This is a genomic window from Streptomyces albiaxialis, from assembly GCF_039530985.1.
GTDB classification, from domain to species: domain Bacteria; phylum Actinomycetota; class Actinomycetes; order Streptomycetales; family Streptomycetaceae; genus Streptomyces; species Streptomyces albiaxialis.
Map to the genome: position 1 here is coordinate 343,665 of NZ_BAAAPE010000011.1, position 15,832 is coordinate 359,496.

Genomic DNA, 15,832 nt, shown 5'->3' on the forward strand with positions numbered 1-15,832 from the left:
GAAGAGCCGACCCGCTGCCGTCGCGAAGGGGGCGCCCTCACCTCGTGGGGCGCCAAGTGGCCGCGCCGAGGACCGAGTCGGCCATGCCGTAGTAGAGGAACCAGGTACCGCGGAAGCGGACCAGCCCCTCGCTGAAGACGACGTGGTTGACCTGGCCGCCCTGCTCGTCGTCCGAGGTCGGGACGAGGAACGGCCGTTCCAGCCGGGCGACGGCCTTCGTCGGGTCTGCCGGGTCGATGAGGAGCTGGCCGCCCGAGTACTGGCCCTTGCGGTAGCCGCCCTTGCCGTCCGAACGGCCGTTGTAGACCAGCAGGATGTGCCCGTCGTCGGTGAGCAACGGCGGCGGGCCCGGCTCGATCAGGGACCCCTCCCAGGGGTGCACCGGCTTCGCCACCGGGTCATCGGTGCCGACGGTCCTCCAGTGGATCAGGTCCTCCGAGGTGGCCCAGTAGATGTTGGACTCCCCGAAGTACATCCAGTACTTGCCGTCGACGGGCGTGGTGAGGATCGCGCCCGCCTTGTTCCAGGGCTTGTCGCCGTGGATCGGGTCGGGCAGGTCGGGGAAGAGCGGCCCGTGCTTCTTCCAGTGCACGAGGTCCTTCGAGGTGGCCAGGCAGAGCAGGGCGCTCGTGCCGTCGTAGCCGGTGTAGGTGAGGTAGTAGGTGTCGCCGACCCGCACCACGCGCGGGTCCTCACAGCCGCCGGGCTTCTCGTACGGCTCGGTCGGCGTGAGCACCGGCTCGGGCCGGCGCCGGAAGGTCAGGCCGTCGTCGCTCCAGGCGAGCCCGATGCTGGAGGTCTTCGCCTTGTCCTGGGCCCGGTAGAGCAGCGCGATCCGGCCGCCGACGACCAGGGCGCACGGGTTGTAGAGGTACGCCGACTCCCACGCGTGCGCGGGCTCCGGGCGCAGGATCGGGTTCGCCTCGCTCTTGGTGAAGGGCCCGAGGGGGAAGCGCGCCGACCCGCGCGGGTGCCGCCCTCCCGGCGCGGCTCCGGCGGGGCCCGCCGTGGCGAACGTGCCCGCCAGCGCCGTGCCCGCCACTCCCGCGGAGGCCCTCAGCACCCCGCGCCGCCCCCACCGCCCCCACGCCCGCGTCTCCGCCTGCCGGTCGTTGTGTCGCATGTACGGACGACCTCCCCACCCTCACCGTTGACAACGTTGTCGGACTCCGGGCCGCCGGAGCCTGGCGTACCCGTACGCACCGGGCCACACCCTGGGCGACGCGCCGCACCCCGTCAAGGGAACGCGCACCACTCCGTTCGCGCGGGCCCCGTGGGGCCGAGCAGCCGCACGCCGCACGGGTGTTGACAGGTTTCCCCGGGCGGCTCAAGAATCGGCCCCCTCGTGACAACGTTGTCGGCAGGCAGGAGGACCACCGTGGGGTCCCAAGGGTCCGATCGGTCAGATTCCCCGGAGGTCGGCCGCCGTCGCCTCCTGCAGCTCCTCGGCGCGACCGGCGCCGCCACCGCACTCCCCCTCGCCCTCGCCTCCCCCGCCGCCGCGGCCCCGGGGACGGCGCCGGGGCAGCAGGGGCAGGGACGGGCCGCCCGGGGCGCGCCGGAGGACGACGAGGTCGCCGCCACGTACTACCGCGTCCTGCTCCGGCACACCCGCTGGTCGGAGACGCAATGGGACGCGGCCAAGGGGGCGTACGCGGCGAAGGACTTCGGCTTCGCCGTCGTCCTCGGGCACGCCGTCCTGCTGACGCGCGGGGACTTCGACGAGCAGGCGGCCGGAGTCAGCGAGGCGACGCTCAGGGACCGGACGCTCGCGACACTGCGCCGCTTCGCCGCGTCCAACAGGCTGGCGGGCGGCAGCCAGTGGGGCCGCAAGCTGTTCTTCGACACCACGTTCCAGTCGTACTTCATCCTCGCCGCGCGCCTGCTGTGGGACGAGCTGGACGACGCGACGCGCTCCGCCGTCGACACGATCACCCGCGAACAGGCCGCGTACACCCACTCGTTGGGCACCGGCGACGACCCCGACTCGGGCGACTGGACACCCAACGGCCTGACCGGCGGGTACGTCGGCGACACCAAGCTGGAGGAGATGGGGCTCTACGCACAGACGTACGCCCCCGCGCTCGCCTGGGCCCCCGACGACCGCCGCCACGCCGACTGGGCCGCGCACTACGGCACCTGGTCGCGGAACGAGGCCGGGCTGCCGCCCGCCGACCTGGCCAACCCCGCGCGCGTGGACGGCGTCCCGGTCTCCCGCAACACCGCGCACAACACGTACGACACGTTCATCGTCGAGAACCACGAGTCGTTCGGCCCGCACTACCAGGAGGAGCTGTGGCGCACCTCGGGCCGTAACGCGGCGCACTTCCTCGCCGCGGGCAGGCCCCTGCCCGAGGTGCTGACCGCGCAGCCCAACGCCGAGCCCCTGTGGCGCACGCTGCTGAGCGTCATGTCCGACGCGGGCGAACCGCTGATGCCGATGGTGAACGACCGCGAGCACCTCTACGGCCGGGACGTGATCCCCCTCGCCTTCCTCGCCCGGATCGCCGGGGACCGGGCAGCGGCCCGCGCGGAACGGGAGCTGGCCGCGCGCCTGGAGGCGTACCAGGCGTATCCGCCGGAGCACCGGCTGGCGAAGTTCTCCGGCGAGCCCAAGTACGAGCCGGAGGCGCGCGCCGAGCTGGCCATCAGCTATCTGCTGCACGAGTGGACCGCCGACCGGCCGCCCGTACGGCCGCTGTCGCGGGACGGGCTGTTCGCGCACGCGGCGGGCGTCACCGACTTCGGGACGGGGCCCGGCCTGGTCGCGCACCAGTCCCGCGCGGCCTGGGCGGGCGCGGTCACGAAGCCCGGTTTCGTGAAGTTCGCCTGGCAGCCCGGGCACGACGACTGGCTGTTCCGGCTCAGCGGCGGCACCCCCGTCTTCCTGCCCTCGACGGCGGCCGAGGTCACCGGCCGCGCGGTGCGGGTGCACACCGCAGTACGGGACGGCTTCGACGGCAGCGCCACCCTGCTCCGCCTCGGGGACGGCTTCGCCGGGTACACGACGCTCCCCACCGGCGCGGTGGTCTACGCGGCGGACGGGGCGCACGCGGGCGGCTCGCGGCTGGAGGTGCACAACCTGACCATGCCGGGCGTGGCGGGCCTGAGCGGCAGCCGCACGTACCGCTTCGCGGAGGGCTCGGCGAAGGTACGCGCACAGGACGGCTCCTCCTCCGAGGGAGCCGGGCCCTCCCGGGGAGCCGGGCGCACCGACGAGCTGACCTTCGAGAAGGTGACGGTGCGTCACCTGCGCATGCTGGGCGTGCAGCCCGACCCCGAGTACGGCTACTCGCTGTACGCGGTGGAGGCCCGCGACGGCTCCGGCGCGCCCGACCTCGCGCGCGGCCGTACGGCGACGGCGTCCTCCCGAGCGCCCGGCATGGAACCGGGGATGGCGGTGGACGGCGCGGCGGACACCCGCTGGGCCGTCTCGAAGGAGGACCGGAAGCGCGCCGACAGTTGGTGGGCGGTGGACCTCGGCTCCGCGCACGCGCTCGACCGGGTCACGCTGCGCTGGGAGGCCGCCGCCGCGCGCGTCTACCGCCTCCAGGGATCGTCCGACGGCGAGGAGTGGACGGACCTCGCGACCGGCCCCGAGCCCGCCGTGCGCAGCCGCGGCGGCTGGCTCGACGTCGACGGCCGCGCGGGGCTGGTGGTGCGCGGCTCCGGCGAACACCCCGTCGCCGTCTACGGCGACATGATCGTCCCGGCCGACGGCGCGACGGTGCCCCTCGTCGTCGAGGGCCACTGCGGCGCGTCGCCCGCCGAACTGCGCGCCCTGGCACGGGACGCCGCCCCCACGGCCGCGGACGAACGGGTGAGCGCGGCGCTCACCGACGGCTACCTGAGCCTGTTCAACCTCTCCGCGCACGCGGTCCGCACGCGCGTCGACATCCCCCGGCGGGGCCGCCACCAGCACGTCCACGAGGGCGAGCAGACGGTCACCCGGAACGGCCTCACCCGCACCGCGCGCCTCGACGCCGCCTCGGCCGCGCTCCTCCCGCCCCGCTTCACGCTCACCTCGCTCTCTGGCCGCACCCTGCCCCCGGGCCTGCGGATCCGGGTGACCGACGGCGCCACCCTCCACCTCTCCGGCCCCGCGTGCCGCGTACGGATAGCGGGCCAGGGCCGCACCACCGTCGCGACCGTACGCAGCGGTCGCGGCACCCGCGTCACGCTGCCCGGCGCCCGCCCGTACCCCTACGACGACCACGCCCTGGGCCGCACCACCTTCCCCACCTCGCCCCTGCCGTCCGGCATGTCCCGCCCCGGCACCGCCGTGGACGGCGACCCGGACACCGCGTGGCGCCCGGGACCGGACGGCCGCATGGTGGTCGATCTCGGCGAACGGCGCCGCGTACGGTCGGTGGAGACCGAATGGACGACCGGGTCGCCCCCGTCCGCGCACGTGGAGTTCAGCAGGGACGGCATCCACTACCACCGCGCGGGCCCCCTCACCGGCCACGGCGAGGTCCGCCGCCTCACCCGCCCCGCCTCGGCCCGCTACGTGGCCCTGAAGATCCACGGCACTCCCCGCCCCGGGGCCCGCCTGCGACGGCTCTCCGTAAACTGACGCCGGCAGTTCCACACAGGGGGAGGCGCGGGCCACGGGAATGAACACCGCGACGAGGATCTCAGCGCTCGCCCTCTACGTGGCGGCCCTCGCGCTGCCGAGGATCGCCGGGTGGCCGCTCGCCCGCTCGGTGGCCTGGTACGCGCTGCTGCTCGCCGTCGCCGCCGGGACGCGGCTCGCGCTGTCGCGGGCCGCCGGGCGCTGGGACCTCCGCGGCTCCGTGCCCGGGGACGAGACGGTCCGGCTGGTCCTGCCCGTCCGCAAGAGGGCAGGGCGCGTCCCGTACGCGCTGCTCGGCGAGGAGTTCGCCCTGGCGCTGACCGACCGGCACGTGTTGCTCCAGCGCCGCGCCCCGCTCACCGGGCGCCCGGTAGGGGAGCTGCACCGGAGTGAACGGACCGAGCTGCGCCGGGAGAAGTTCCTCACGGTCGAGACGGCGTCCGGCTCCCGGATGGAGCTGGTCGTACCGATGGCGCACCGGCCGGAGGTCGCCCGCTGGTCCAGGGACGGCGCCGCGCCGGGCTCCTGAGACGAGACGGCCCCCGTCAGGGCCCGGGCCGGTGGTGGACCGAGACCGCGTAGGCGCCGTCGGCGAACGGCTCCCGGTCCCACGTCGCGTACCGCGCCTCGGGCGCGAGGCCCGCCGCGGCGCAGTGCGTGTCGTACGCGTCCACGGTGTAGCCCCGGTCCAGCGAGAAGCCCGCGACAAGACGGCCGCCCGGCCGGACGTGCGACGCCACCCCGGCGACGAGGGCCCGCTCCGTCCCCGGCGGCGTGAACAGCGGCACGTTGCCCGCCATCAGCACCACGTCGAAGGTGACCCCGAGGTCGAGTCCCGCGAGGTCGCTGAGGTGCCAGGGGATACCGGGCGCCAGCCGCCGTGCCGTGGCCAGCATCGACTCGTCGACGTCCACGCCCACGACCTCGACCCCGTGCCGCGCCAGCTCGATGGCGACCCTGCCCGTCCCGCACCCCGCGTCGAGCACGCTGGACGGCCCCAGGGCCCGTACGAAAGCGGCCTCCCCGTGCACGTCCTTGCCCTCGGCGGCGATGCTGTCGAACCGCGCCTGATACTCCTCACCGTCCCACGCCATCCCCCCACCCTGACACACCCGCCCCAGGGGCCGTGGGCCGTGGGCCGTGGGCCGGTTCACACACGCGCCGCCTCGGCGACGGCCGCGAGGAAGGCGAACTGCCGCTCCCGGGCGTCAGGAGGCGCGCACGTACCGGTCTGCACGCCGAACGTCGCGTTGCGGGCCTCCATCGCGAGACGGAGGATGCGTTCGTCCCGGGTGGCCAGCCGCAGCCTGTTGATCGCGTAGTTCACCCGCGACCGCGCTTCCCAGCTCTCGCGCTGCGCCTCGTCGCTCTGCCCGTCGCTCTGCTCGGACCGCGTGGCCAGCCGCGTCTCCCAGTACAGGCGCCCCCGGTAGTCCGTCAGGGCGTCGGCCAGGCCCGACGCCGCCTCCTCAAGGCGCTGCATCCGTGCGACGTGCTCGGCGCGGGAGGACACCCAGCGTTGGAGCAGGCCGGTGGTGAGCGCGCCCAGCAAGGTCCCGGCCACCGCCACGAGACTGGTCCACACCGCGCTCAACCCCGTGCTCCCCCGTCCCAAGATCAGGCCACCGGCTCCCATTCTGGCAGCAACGGCCGCCGCCGGAGCGGCGGTTCCCGGCGCCCGTGCCGGGTAGCGGTCCGGTGTGGACGAGCCAGCGGTCGGCCGGGCGTACGGGTACGGAGGCGTGCGGGGATGAGACGCGCGATGTCCCACCTCCGGGGCGCGGACGCCGACATCCTCGCGGTCGGCGTGTGCGCGCTCCTGCTGTTTCTCGCCGCCAGGTGGAGCTACCCGCTCCCCGTGCTCGCGCTCCTCGTCCTCGCCTGCGCGGTCTTCGCCGTCTCGGCGGCGACGGGCGGGAACCGGGGCGCCCTTGTGCGCCTCCAGGAGCTCGCCATGATCCTGGTCGTCGCGCCCGTGGGAATCACCGAACTCGTCTACGGAGACGCTCCCCGTCTGGGCGTCCTGTACGGCTCGATGACCGTCATCGCCGGCTGCCAGTGGGCGGCGTCAGTCGGCAACCGGCGCCGCGAGAGGCGGTCGGGACGGCCCTCCGTACGGCCGTGAGAGGCCGGTGTTCAAGGGGTGGCGGGCCCCGCCGTCGGGCGGGCGGTTCAGGCCGGGGGTCTGCCCAGGGCCAGGAACAGCCGCATCGCCGTGTCCCGCACCGGGGCGACACGGCGGCGGGTGTGCACCGCGCGGTTCATCACGCGGGCGGCGCGGGCGAGGCGCTGGGTGGGCCGGCGCCGGGCGGAGTCGTACGCCCGCAGGGCGTCCTCCACCCGGTCGCGGGACGCGAGCCGGCGGGCCAGGGTGACGCCGTCGACCAGCGCCTCGCAGGCACCGCGCCCCAGGTCGGGAGTCATGGCGTGGGCCGCGTCGCCGACGAGGGCGATACGTCCGCTGACGTAGCTCGGCAGCGGTGCGGCCAGGTCGTACAGGTCGTTCCGGTACACCTCGGCGTCTCCGGGCCCGGCCAGGCGGTCGAGGACCTGGCGCACCCCGGCGTGCCAGGCCCCGAACCGGGCGCGTACGGCGGCGAGTTCGCCGTCCGGGTACGACGCGCGCTCGGGAGCCCGCGCGCAGGCGAACCAGTGGGCGCTGCCGCCCTTGCGCGGAGTGACGCCGAACCGGGCGCTGTCTCCCCAGGTCTCGGTCATGTCCGGCACGTCGAGGCCGACGGTGCCGTGCCAGGCGCTCACCCCGGAGTAGCGGGGCCGGTGCGCGTCGCCGAACAGCGCGGTACGGGCCCCGCTGCGCAGGCCGTCGGCCGCGACGACCACATCGTGGTCGGCGGCGAGTGCGCGCACGTCGGTCACCCGCTGCCCGTAGCTCACGGCGCCGTCGCCGAGCGCCTGGGTGAGCGCGCCGAGGAGCGCGGGACGCGAGATGACGCGCACCGCGTCACCGGCGCGACGCCGCAGCTCCGCCATGTCCACGTGTCCGATCAGGCTGCCGTCGGAGCGTACGAAGCGCCCGTGGGCCGCCTCCCGGGAGAGGTCGCGGGCCGTGCCGCCGACCCCGAGGGCGTCGAGCGCCCGCAGCCCGCCGGGCCACAGGCCGAGCGAGGTCCCGGTGGACGGCGGCGCCGGGGCGCGCTCGCACACCTCGACGTCCCACCCCGCGTGGCGCAGGGCGACGGCGGTGGCGAGGCCGCTCATTCCGGCCCCGATGACGAGGGCTGTTCTGGTCATGGCCGGGACGCTACTACGTTTACAGTGCTGGCACTATGTTTATAGTGGTTCCGCCTCCCGCGAGGGGCACGGGACGGAGCGGCACGGCACGGCACGGGACACCACGGGACGGAAACGGCGGAGGGGACGGGCGAGTTCGGCATGGCGGGCAGACGTGAACAGGTGCTGGACGCGGCCGTGGAGATCGTCGGCACCGGCGGCCTGCGGCGCCTGACCTACCAGGCCGTGGACACGGCCGCCGACGTGCCGAACGGCACCACGTCCAACCACTTCCGCAGCCGCGACCTCCTCGTCGCCGGGGTCGTGGCCCACCTCGAAGCCCTCGACGCCCGCGACTGGGAGCACTTCGCCGCCCTCCCCTCCCCCGGCGACCCCGACGCGCTGACCGAAACGCTGGCCTCCCTGGTCCACCACGCCCTCGGCCCCGCCCGCCACCGCACCGCGGCCCGCTACACCCTGGTGCTCGAAGCTCTCGCCCGTCCCGCCATCCGGGACCCGCTCGCGCGCGCCCAGGAGTCCCTGCTCACCCTGATGTCCCCGTGGCTGGAAGCCCTCGGCTCGACGTCTCCGGCCGCGCACGGCCGGACCCTGTTCGACTACCTCGACGGCCTGATCCTCCATCAGATGACCCTGCCCGCCGAGAACTTCGACCCCGCCCCCGGGATCCGCACGGTGCTCGCCGCCGCCCTGCCCCCGGCGGCCTGAGCCCGGCCACACCCTCCGCGACTGTGCATCCGTTATTGCATATGCATTTGCAGCCGCGGAATCCGCGGCTGCACGAGCCACCTTTTCGGGTGATGCTCGACTGTCGAGTTGACCCGATAATCCAGCTACCCGACGTGGGACAACCGCGCCACGGAAGCCGGAAACCCAGCGGATTTGACTGGCCGATGATCACTTTTGAACACACCGTGCCCTCATATGGCCGAGAGAGCGCCCGATCGCGATTCATTTGGTGAACTCGCCACCACTCGCGCCCTGTTACCGCCCGTACAAGCGTGGGCGTAGTGGACGCCGATGGATTTGCACGCGTGTCTTTCGAGGGCTGGTGCGCCGTCGTGTCGGACGGTAGCTTCCTCGGGCAACGAAAGGCGTTCGCTGTTCCGGGAGAAGGAGATGAGCACGCTCACGTCACGTCGCACCGACCACTCCGCGCATTCTCCTCAGGCCGCCCCGGCGCACACGTCCTTGGAATTCTCCGCGTTCTGCGCGCTGCACCACGACCAGTACCTGCGCTACGCCCAGGCCCGGCTGGGCACCCGCACCGGCGCGGCACTGCTCGCGGCCTGCCTGCACGAGCTGGCCCGGCTGTGGCCCGAGGTGCTGCGCAGCCCGAGCGCCCCCGCGTTCGGCTGGCGGCTGCTGGCCTCGGCGGCCGGCATCCTCCGCGCGGAACGGACCGCCGGCTCCGCGCTGTACCAGCACCTGCCCGCCACCCTGGCGGACGCGGTGCTCCTGTGCCACGGCCTGGGCCTGTCCGTACCCGAGGCCGCCGCGCTCACCGGCATCGACGAGTGCGTGCTCACCGGCCGCCTGCGCCTGGCCCGACGCGGCCTGCCCGCCGGAACGCTCGACGCCCTGGCCGGATCCGCCGACGTCCCGGGCGCCCCCGGCGCCCCCGGCTCGCCCGGCTCGCCCGGCTCACGCTGAGCGGAACGGCTCCGGGTGGCCGGATCATTCCGGTGTGCCCCCGCGTCCCCCCGTCGCGGTCTGGCCCGCCCCCACCGGGCTGCCTACCATGGGGCACCTCTTGGCGGGGAGCGTCGAGCACATACGAGCACGGGGGCCTGATGGGACACGGCGAGCACTCCACTTCCAGCTCTCCGATCGATATCACCACGCCCAGCGTCGCCCGCATGTACGACTATTACCTGGGCGGCACGGACAACTACCCCGTGGACCGCCAGGCCTGCGAGGACCTCGACCGGATCGCGCCCAGTACCAAGGAACTGGCCCTGAACAACCGCCGGTTCCTCCAGCGCACCGTGCGCGTCCTGGCCCAGGAGTACGGGGTACGGCAGTTCCTCGACCACGGCTCCGGGCTGCCCACCCAGGACAACGTCCACCAGGTCGCCCAGCGCGTGGACCCGTCCTGCCGGGTGGTCTACGTCGACAACGACCCGATCGTGCTGGCGCACGGCCGCACGCTGCTGGAGGAGAACGACGAGACCGCGGTCATCCAGGCGGACATGCGCGACACCGACGGCATCTTCGCGCACTCCGAGGTCGAGCGCCTGATCGACCCCGAGCAGCCCACCGCCGCGCTGTTCGTCTCCGTACTGCACTGCCTGCCCGACGCCGACGACCCCGCCGCCCTCGTACGCCGCGTCGCCGACCGGCTCGCGCCCGGCAGCTTCGTCGTCATCTGCCACCTGGTCAGCGACGATCCGCAGGTCCGCGCGGACACCACCGACTTCATGCTGCGCAGCACCCAGGGCGAGTGGGGACGCGTGCGCGCCCCCGCCGAGATCGATGTCTACTTCGACGGGATGGAGATCCTGCCCCCCGGGCGCCTGGTGGAGGTCTCCCAGTGGCGGCCGGACACCGACCTCGCCCCCCGCCAGCAGACGCAGGAGTGGATCGAGTACGGCGGAATCGGCCGTACGCGCTGAAGTCCCGCTCGCCGAGCGTCCGTTCGCAGAGACCCCGGAGCGGCCCGGCTATGGCTGTGGCCGTGGCTTTGGCCATGACGCGGCGAGGGCCGCGAAGCGCTCCTCGGCCTCGCGCAGCATCTCCATGCTGGGGCGGCGGCGCTCGGCCGCCTCCTGGAGCTGCTCCAGCGTGCGGCGGAAGGACTCCACCTCCGCGGGCTTGCTCAAGTACGAGGCGCCGCCCGCGCGTTCCAGATAGACCATCTCCGAGAGGCCGCCGGGGGCGAACGTCAGATAGGTGAAGGCCGAGGTGGGCGCGGCGAAGCCGCAGTCGAAGCGGATGACGCGGAGGTTGATGCCCTCCTGTGCCGACAGGTCCAGCAGGTGCCGCATCTGATCGCGCATCACCGCCGGACCGCCGAACGTACGCTGCAGCACGCTCTCGTCCAGCAGGGCCAGCACCCGCGGCGCCACGGGCCCGGTCAGGAGCCGCTGGCGGTCCATGCGCAGCCGCACCCGCCGCTCCACCTCGTCCCCCTCCGCCCCGCGCAGCCCTCCGCACACCAGGGCGCGCGCGTAGTCGGGGGTCTGGAGCAGGCCGGGCACGCTGTGCGTCTCGTACATCCGCAACTGGTCGGCCTGCCCCTCCATGCTGATCAGGCGCCGGAGCCAGCCGGGCAGCACGTCGCTGTACTGCTCCCACCACGGCAGCTCCCGCGAGTGCCGCAGCAGTTCCTGGACGGCGGCCAACTGCTGCTGGTCGCGCACCCCGTAGAAGTGGAGCAGGTCGAAGACGTCGGCCTCCTTGGCCGGGCTCTCGCCCCGCTCCAGCCGGGAGATCTTCGAGACCGAGGCCCGGATGCACTCCTTCACCTCGCGGATCTGCATCCCCCGCTGCTCGCGCAGCCCGCGCAGGTACATCCCCAGGATCTTCCCGGCGACGTCCGGGTTCCCCCGCGCCCGCACCAGATCGGCGGCGCCGAAGGAGACCTGGACCGGGGCCGGCTCTCCCCGTCCGTAATCGGCGGCGGACATGCGTTCCCCTCCACGAGGCGAGGTCGGTACGAAAGCGCCCACCATCCCAGAAGCGGCCCCGCATGTCCCCCATTCCGCTGGATCAGCGGCTGAATTCAGTCAACCATGGCGTCGAACTCACCCTTCTTCGCGCCCGTCACGAACGCCGCCATCTCCTCCCGGGTGTACACGAGCACGGGCCCGTCCGGGTACCGGGAATTGCGCACCGCAACGCCGCCGCCCTTTAGCGGGGCCAGCTCGACGCAGTTCCCCTCAGCCGTGCTGGCGCTGCTCTTCACCCAGTGCGCGCTGGAGATCTCACCCGCGGGAATCCCGTTGGCCGCCATAACCCACTCCTCTTTCGCCGAAACGTTCGACTGGTAATCCTTACGGGGGTATTCTGCGAATACCGCTTGCGTTCCACACCCCCTCTGTGGAGGCATGCCGTGCAAAGCCATATGCAATTGCACGGCCGCGTGGATTTCCGTGAATCCTAGCTCCGCCTGGGGCGACGCGAAGTCCCACGAATGAGTGTTCTCGGGCGGCCGATTTTGGCCAAAGATGACGGGTCGGCCCGGTCCCCGCGCGGATCTCCGGCCCGCCCTCACCGGCCCCCGCAGGGCATACGCGGGACGAGTACTGGGGAGGGGCACGTTGACGGCATCCGGCCGGGCGTCCGATCATGAACCGCCTGTGCCGGTCCGGCAGTTGGCGTCGAGAGGGATGATGGATGAGCGACAGCGAGTTCGAGCACGGGACGAAGCCGCACACGGCGCGCTGTTACGACTACTTCCTGGGCGGCAAGACCAACTATGCCGTGGACCGGGAAGCAGCGCTCCAGGCCCTGAAGGCCAACCCCCACGCCATGGTGGCCGCGCGGCAGAACCGGGGCTTCATGCACCGCGCCTCACGCTTCGTCGCACGGGAGACGGGGATCGACCAGTTCCTGGACATCGGGACGGGCATCCCCACCGAGCCGAACCTGCACCAGGTGGTCCAGTCGGTGAACCCCCGGGCGCGAGTGGTCTATTCGGACAACGACCCGATCGTTCTCGCGCACGCCCGGGCCCTGATGAACAGCACCCCCGAAGGGGACACGGCCTACGTCGAGGCCGACGTACGCGACCCGGACCGCATCCTGGAGTACGCCCGCAAGACGCTGGACCTCTCCCGCCCGGTCGCCCTCTCGGCCGTCGCGCTCTTCCACTTCATCCCCGAGGAAGACGACCCGTACGGCCTGATGCGCCGCCTCACCGCGCCCCTCGCACCGGGCAGCGCCCTCGTCTTCTCGCACGCGGCGATCGACCTGGACGACGGGCAGATGGCCGCGCTGGCCGAGCAGTACAGCAAGTCCGTCACCCCCACCCGCCTGGCGACCCGCCAGGGGACCGCCGACTTCTTCGAGGGCATGGACCTGCTGCCCCCGGGCATCGTGCCGACCAGCGAGTGGCACGCCGCCCAGGCCCCCGACGAGACGCCCCACGACCCCGGCCCCGTCACCCCCGCCGAGGCGGGCGTCTGGGCCGGAGTCGCCCTCAAGCCCTGACCCACACGCGACTGCCCCGCACGCGCCCCGAGCCCCGCTCCCCCAGGCGTTCCAGCTCCCCCATCAGCAGTTCGGCCTTCGCAACGCAGCTCCCACGGCCGACGGCCAGCAACCGCGCCCGAGAACGCGCCATCCGTCGCGCAAGGGAGGGGTCGCCTGATCGCCGGCCAGATCCAGGGGCGGGGCGGGCCGTACAGGGTGGCCCAGGGCCAGCGCGGTCCACGGGCCGCACGAGGGGGCGCCAGCGTGGGAGCCTGATCCGATGTCCGGACAGCGGCACGGCTCCGAGCCCACTCAGCAGTTCTCTGACGAGCAGATCGTCAACTGGTTAATCGACGAGTGCCGAGACGTGGGGGGCCGCATCTCAGCCCTGACAACCTCAGGCGATCGCATCCTCGCTGCGGGAAGCACCGTCATCGCGCTGGCCGCGACCGTCGCGTTCGGAGGCGGGAAGAGCTTCCTGCTGATGTGGCTGCCACTGGGCGTCTCCATCGTCATCACCTACGGGCTCTACCTGAACAACATGACCCGAGCCCTGATCGGGTACAAGATCGGCTTGGAGGAAGAGATCACGAGGCGCGTCGGCCTCCCCCTCATCGCGTGGCAGTCCCGCGTCAACGTCCGCGCAGGGTCCGGTCGCCATGTGAAGACCGCGCTCTTCCTCGGCGGGGTGGTATATGCCGCGAGCGTAGGAGTCGGCCTGACCCAGGCCCTGCACACTCTTTCGCGGGGGGCCTGGGGGCACGAGCGCGCGTGGCTCTACATCGGGCTGACCCTCGCCAGCGTGCTGGTCGGCACTGTCGCCCTCGCCTCCTGCTATTGGATCCAGCGGCGCACACCTACGACTACGGCCCGGAGAGTCGCGGAGATGTTTGCAGCCTCTGTCCCAACTGAACCTCCGGACCAACGATCGGATGCTCCCCGATAGCGGCTTCGCTGGGTTCTGAGCGGGTGAACCGACATCGACCCCGAACGGCCGTGCTGGCAGGCGCGGCCGTTCACCCCTCGTGAACCAGACGGTCAGGGCTGCTGCTCTTGCCCGGAGGACCTGATCGAAGCCTGGACGCTGCTGGAGCTGAACCGGACCGACTGGCGGAAGCGGTGGTGGCCAGCTCCAGCGGGTGCCGAGAAGCCGTTGGAGCACCATTGAGGCGCTCACTCCTTCTTGCGATGGTCGTCCCTACACTCCAACTACAGGGCTGTAGAAGGATATGCGGCCGAGAGGAACTCCATGCGGCTCCTACGCGCCCTTGTCACCCTGACCGCCGTCCCTGCCCTCCTGGCGACCGCGCTGCCGGCGTCCGGCAGCGACGGTCCCGCAGGCGCGACGGAGGAGAAACCCCGGGTGGTGGCCGAGGAGCGCGTCGGACCCCGCCTGACCGACCTCACCATCGAGTCACCCGCCCTGGCCGAACGGGCGAAGGTGCGGCTGCTCACTCCGGACGGCTGGGACGAACGGGGGCCCGACGACCGGTGGCCCGTGCTCTATCTGCTGCACGGCGGCTTCGAGCCGGAGACCTACAAGACCTGGACACGCGAGTCAGACATCGAGGCGACCCGCGCCCTCCGGGACGTGCTCGTCGTCATGCCCGAGGGCGGCAAGCTCGGCTTCTACAGTGACTGGTGGAACCACGGCGAGGGCGGCCCGCCCGCCTGGGAGACCTTCCACCTGGACGAGACCCGCCCCCTGCTGGAACGCGACTACGGCGCCGGGCGGAAGCGGGCCGTCGCTGGGCTGTCGATGGGCGGCTTCGGCGCGCTCTCGTACGCGGCGCGCAGGCCGGGCATGTTCACCGCCGCCGCCGGGTTCAGCGGGCCCGTGCACCTGCTCCACCCCCGCATGGCGAACATCTGGCCGACGCTGGAGGAGGGCTGGGGCGGCAGTCTGGACGCCCTGTGGGGCGACCCGGACACCCAGTGCGCGGTCTGGCGGGCCCACGACCCGCACCACCTCGCGCCCCGGCTGCGCGGCACGGACGTCTTCCTCTCGGCGGGCGACGGGCGTCCCGGCCCGCTCGACCCCGACAGCCCGTACGACCCGGCCGAGGCGGACCTGCGCGTCATGAACAAGTCCCTGACCGCCCGCCTGCGCCACCTCTCCGTCCCCGTGACCACGCACTTCTACACCGGCACCCACCACCCCGCCTACGGAACGCGCGAGCTGCACCGCGCCCTCCCCCTGCTGCTCAAGAACCTGGACACGCCGACGGGCCGATGAGCCGACGTGTCACGCGAACATGAGCACGCCGATCAGGACCGCCGAGGCGCGGGGGCGGCGCCGGTGAAGAGGGGCGCCCGTATCTCTCTGGTCACGGGGCTGGGGCGGTTCGGGGCTGGTGGAACGTGCCGTCGCGGAGCATCGCGAAGAGCACGTCGGCCCGGCCTCACCTGCGGCACCAGTCGCCGGCATCCACATGACGAAGAGCCTCCCGGGAGAAGTCCGGCGGTCAGGCCCCTGACTTGTTGAATCGAGCCCGGACGCGCGGTCTGCAGCCGTAGCGTCCACGGTGCCGGTCGGCACGGGCTCGCATTGCCCCATGCCGCCCTGCGGGGACGGCTCATGATCAGCGTGCCGCCGCTGACCGGCACCCGCGCGGTGTGACTCGACAGAGGCATGAACGTGTGTGACCGCAACTTCAAGTCAGGGTGTCCGCCGCACACGTCAACAGCCGGATCGAGCAGCGGTCTACCGGCGCCTCCGGGCCCGGTGACACCACCCCCCAGATCATGAAATACGGGGGAGTCATGCCGGGCCCGAAGGCCGAGAGCCCCGTTGGGGCCGGCAAGGCCAGGCACGCAGCGTTCAGCCATTCATGCCAGCAGGAGTGCCGGGCACTGTCCGCCAGGAAGCGG

At 72.7% G+C, this 15,832-nt stretch carries 15 protein-coding genes; 9 read left to right on the forward strand and 6 right to left on the reverse strand.

All coding sequences use genetic code 11. The features are described from left to right. Positions 1-37: 37 nt before the first annotated feature. On the reverse strand, positions 38-1,123 hold the full coding sequence (locus ABD343_RS22105; protein ID WP_344530851.1) for a glycoside hydrolase family 130 protein: 1,086 nt from the start codon (positions 1,121-1,123) through the stop codon (positions 38-40). A 255-nt stretch (positions 1,124-1,378) separates the two neighbouring features. Here ABD343_RS22105 and ABD343_RS22110 point away from each other — a divergent pair, with 255 nt between their 5' ends. Together ABD343_RS22110 and ABD343_RS22115 are read left to right on the forward strand one after the other, a co-directional pair. Beyond that, positions 1,379-4,576 carry a discoidin domain-containing protein gene (locus ABD343_RS22110; protein ID WP_344530853.1) on the forward strand — a complete coding sequence of 1,066 codons (3,198 nt, stop codon included), beginning with the start codon at positions 1,379-1,381 and terminating at the stop codon, positions 4,574-4,576. Positions 4,577-4,616: 40 nt separating this feature from the next. Then, the gene (locus ABD343_RS22115; protein WP_344530855.1) at positions 4,617-5,105 is read left to right on the forward strand and encodes a hypothetical protein; all 489 of its coding nucleotides are present in this window, start codon (positions 4,617-4,619) and stop codon (positions 5,103-5,105) included. A gap of 16 nt (positions 5,106-5,121) precedes the next feature. Here the strand turns inward: ABD343_RS22115 and ABD343_RS22120 are convergent, their stop codons facing one another. Together ABD343_RS22120 and ABD343_RS22125 are read right to left on the reverse strand one after the other, a co-directional pair. Further along, positions 5,122-5,670, reverse strand: coding sequence for a methyltransferase domain-containing protein (locus ABD343_RS22120; protein ID WP_344530857.1), 549 nt, complete (start codon positions 5,668-5,670; stop codon positions 5,122-5,124). A 56-nt stretch (positions 5,671-5,726) separates the two neighbouring features. Then, positions 5,727-6,170, reverse strand: a complete 444-nt coding sequence (locus tag ABD343_RS22125) for a hypothetical protein (protein ID WP_344530859.1) — start codon at positions 6,168-6,170, stop codon at positions 5,727-5,729. A gap of 168 nt (positions 6,171-6,338) precedes the next feature. Between ABD343_RS22125 and ABD343_RS22130 the strand changes: the two genes are divergently transcribed. After that, positions 6,339-6,701: a hypothetical protein gene (locus ABD343_RS22130; protein WP_344530861.1), complete on the forward strand. Its 363-nt coding sequence runs from the start codon at positions 6,339-6,341 to the stop codon at positions 6,699-6,701. A gap of 47 nt (positions 6,702-6,748) precedes the next feature. Here the strand turns inward: ABD343_RS22130 and ABD343_RS22135 are convergent, their stop codons facing one another. Beyond that, a complete protein-coding gene (locus tag ABD343_RS22135) occupies positions 6,749-7,828 on the reverse strand; it encodes an FAD-dependent oxidoreductase (protein ID WP_344530863.1) in 1,080 nt (359 codons plus the stop codon). Between the two features lie 141 nt (positions 7,829-7,969). Between ABD343_RS22135 and ABD343_RS22140 the strand changes: the two genes are divergently transcribed. From ABD343_RS22140 to ABD343_RS22150, 3 genes are all read left to right on the forward strand, one after another. Beyond that, positions 7,970-8,533, forward strand: a complete 564-nt coding sequence (locus ABD343_RS22140; protein WP_344530865.1) for a TetR/AcrR family transcriptional regulator — start codon at positions 7,970-7,972, stop codon at positions 8,531-8,533. Positions 8,534-9,016: 483 nt separating this feature from the next. Beyond that, on the forward strand, positions 9,017-9,478 hold the full coding sequence (locus ABD343_RS22145; RefSeq protein ID WP_344530867.1) for a hypothetical protein: 462 nt from the start codon (positions 9,017-9,019) through the stop codon (positions 9,476-9,478). 140 nt (positions 9,479-9,618) lie between these two features. Next, positions 9,619-10,440 carry an SAM-dependent methyltransferase gene (locus ABD343_RS22150; RefSeq protein WP_344530869.1) on the forward strand — a complete coding sequence of 274 codons (822 nt, stop codon included), beginning with the start codon at positions 9,619-9,621 and terminating at the stop codon, positions 10,438-10,440. Between the two features lie 48 nt (positions 10,441-10,488). Here ABD343_RS22150 and ABD343_RS22155 read toward each other — a convergent pair whose 3' ends face one another. Next, positions 10,489-11,454: a helix-turn-helix domain-containing protein gene (locus ABD343_RS22155; protein WP_344530871.1), complete on the reverse strand. Its 966-nt coding sequence runs from the start codon at positions 11,452-11,454 to the stop codon at positions 10,489-10,491. A gap of 95 nt (positions 11,455-11,549) precedes the next feature. Further along, positions 11,550-11,780, reverse strand: coding sequence for a DUF397 domain-containing protein (locus tag ABD343_RS22160; RefSeq protein WP_344530873.1), 231 nt, complete (start codon positions 11,778-11,780; stop codon positions 11,550-11,552). Between the two features lie 383 nt (positions 11,781-12,163). Between ABD343_RS22160 and ABD343_RS22165 the strand changes: the two genes are divergently transcribed. The 3 genes from ABD343_RS22165 (at position 12,164) to ABD343_RS22175 (ending at position 15,197) form a co-directional block, all read left to right on the forward strand. Then, positions 12,164-12,979, forward strand: coding sequence for an SAM-dependent methyltransferase (locus ABD343_RS22165; protein ID WP_344530875.1), 816 nt, complete (start codon positions 12,164-12,166; stop codon positions 12,977-12,979). 262 nt (positions 12,980-13,241) lie between these two features. Further along, positions 13,242-13,907 carry a hypothetical protein gene (locus ABD343_RS22170; protein ID WP_344530877.1) on the forward strand — a complete coding sequence of 222 codons (666 nt, stop codon included), beginning with the start codon at positions 13,242-13,244 and terminating at the stop codon, positions 13,905-13,907. A 303-nt stretch (positions 13,908-14,210) separates the two neighbouring features. Then, positions 14,211-15,197 (forward strand): alpha/beta hydrolase, encoded by a 987-nt coding sequence (locus tag ABD343_RS22175; RefSeq protein WP_344530879.1) that lies wholly within the window; start codon positions 14,211-14,213, stop codon positions 15,195-15,197. Positions 15,198-15,832: the final 635 nt, after the last annotated feature.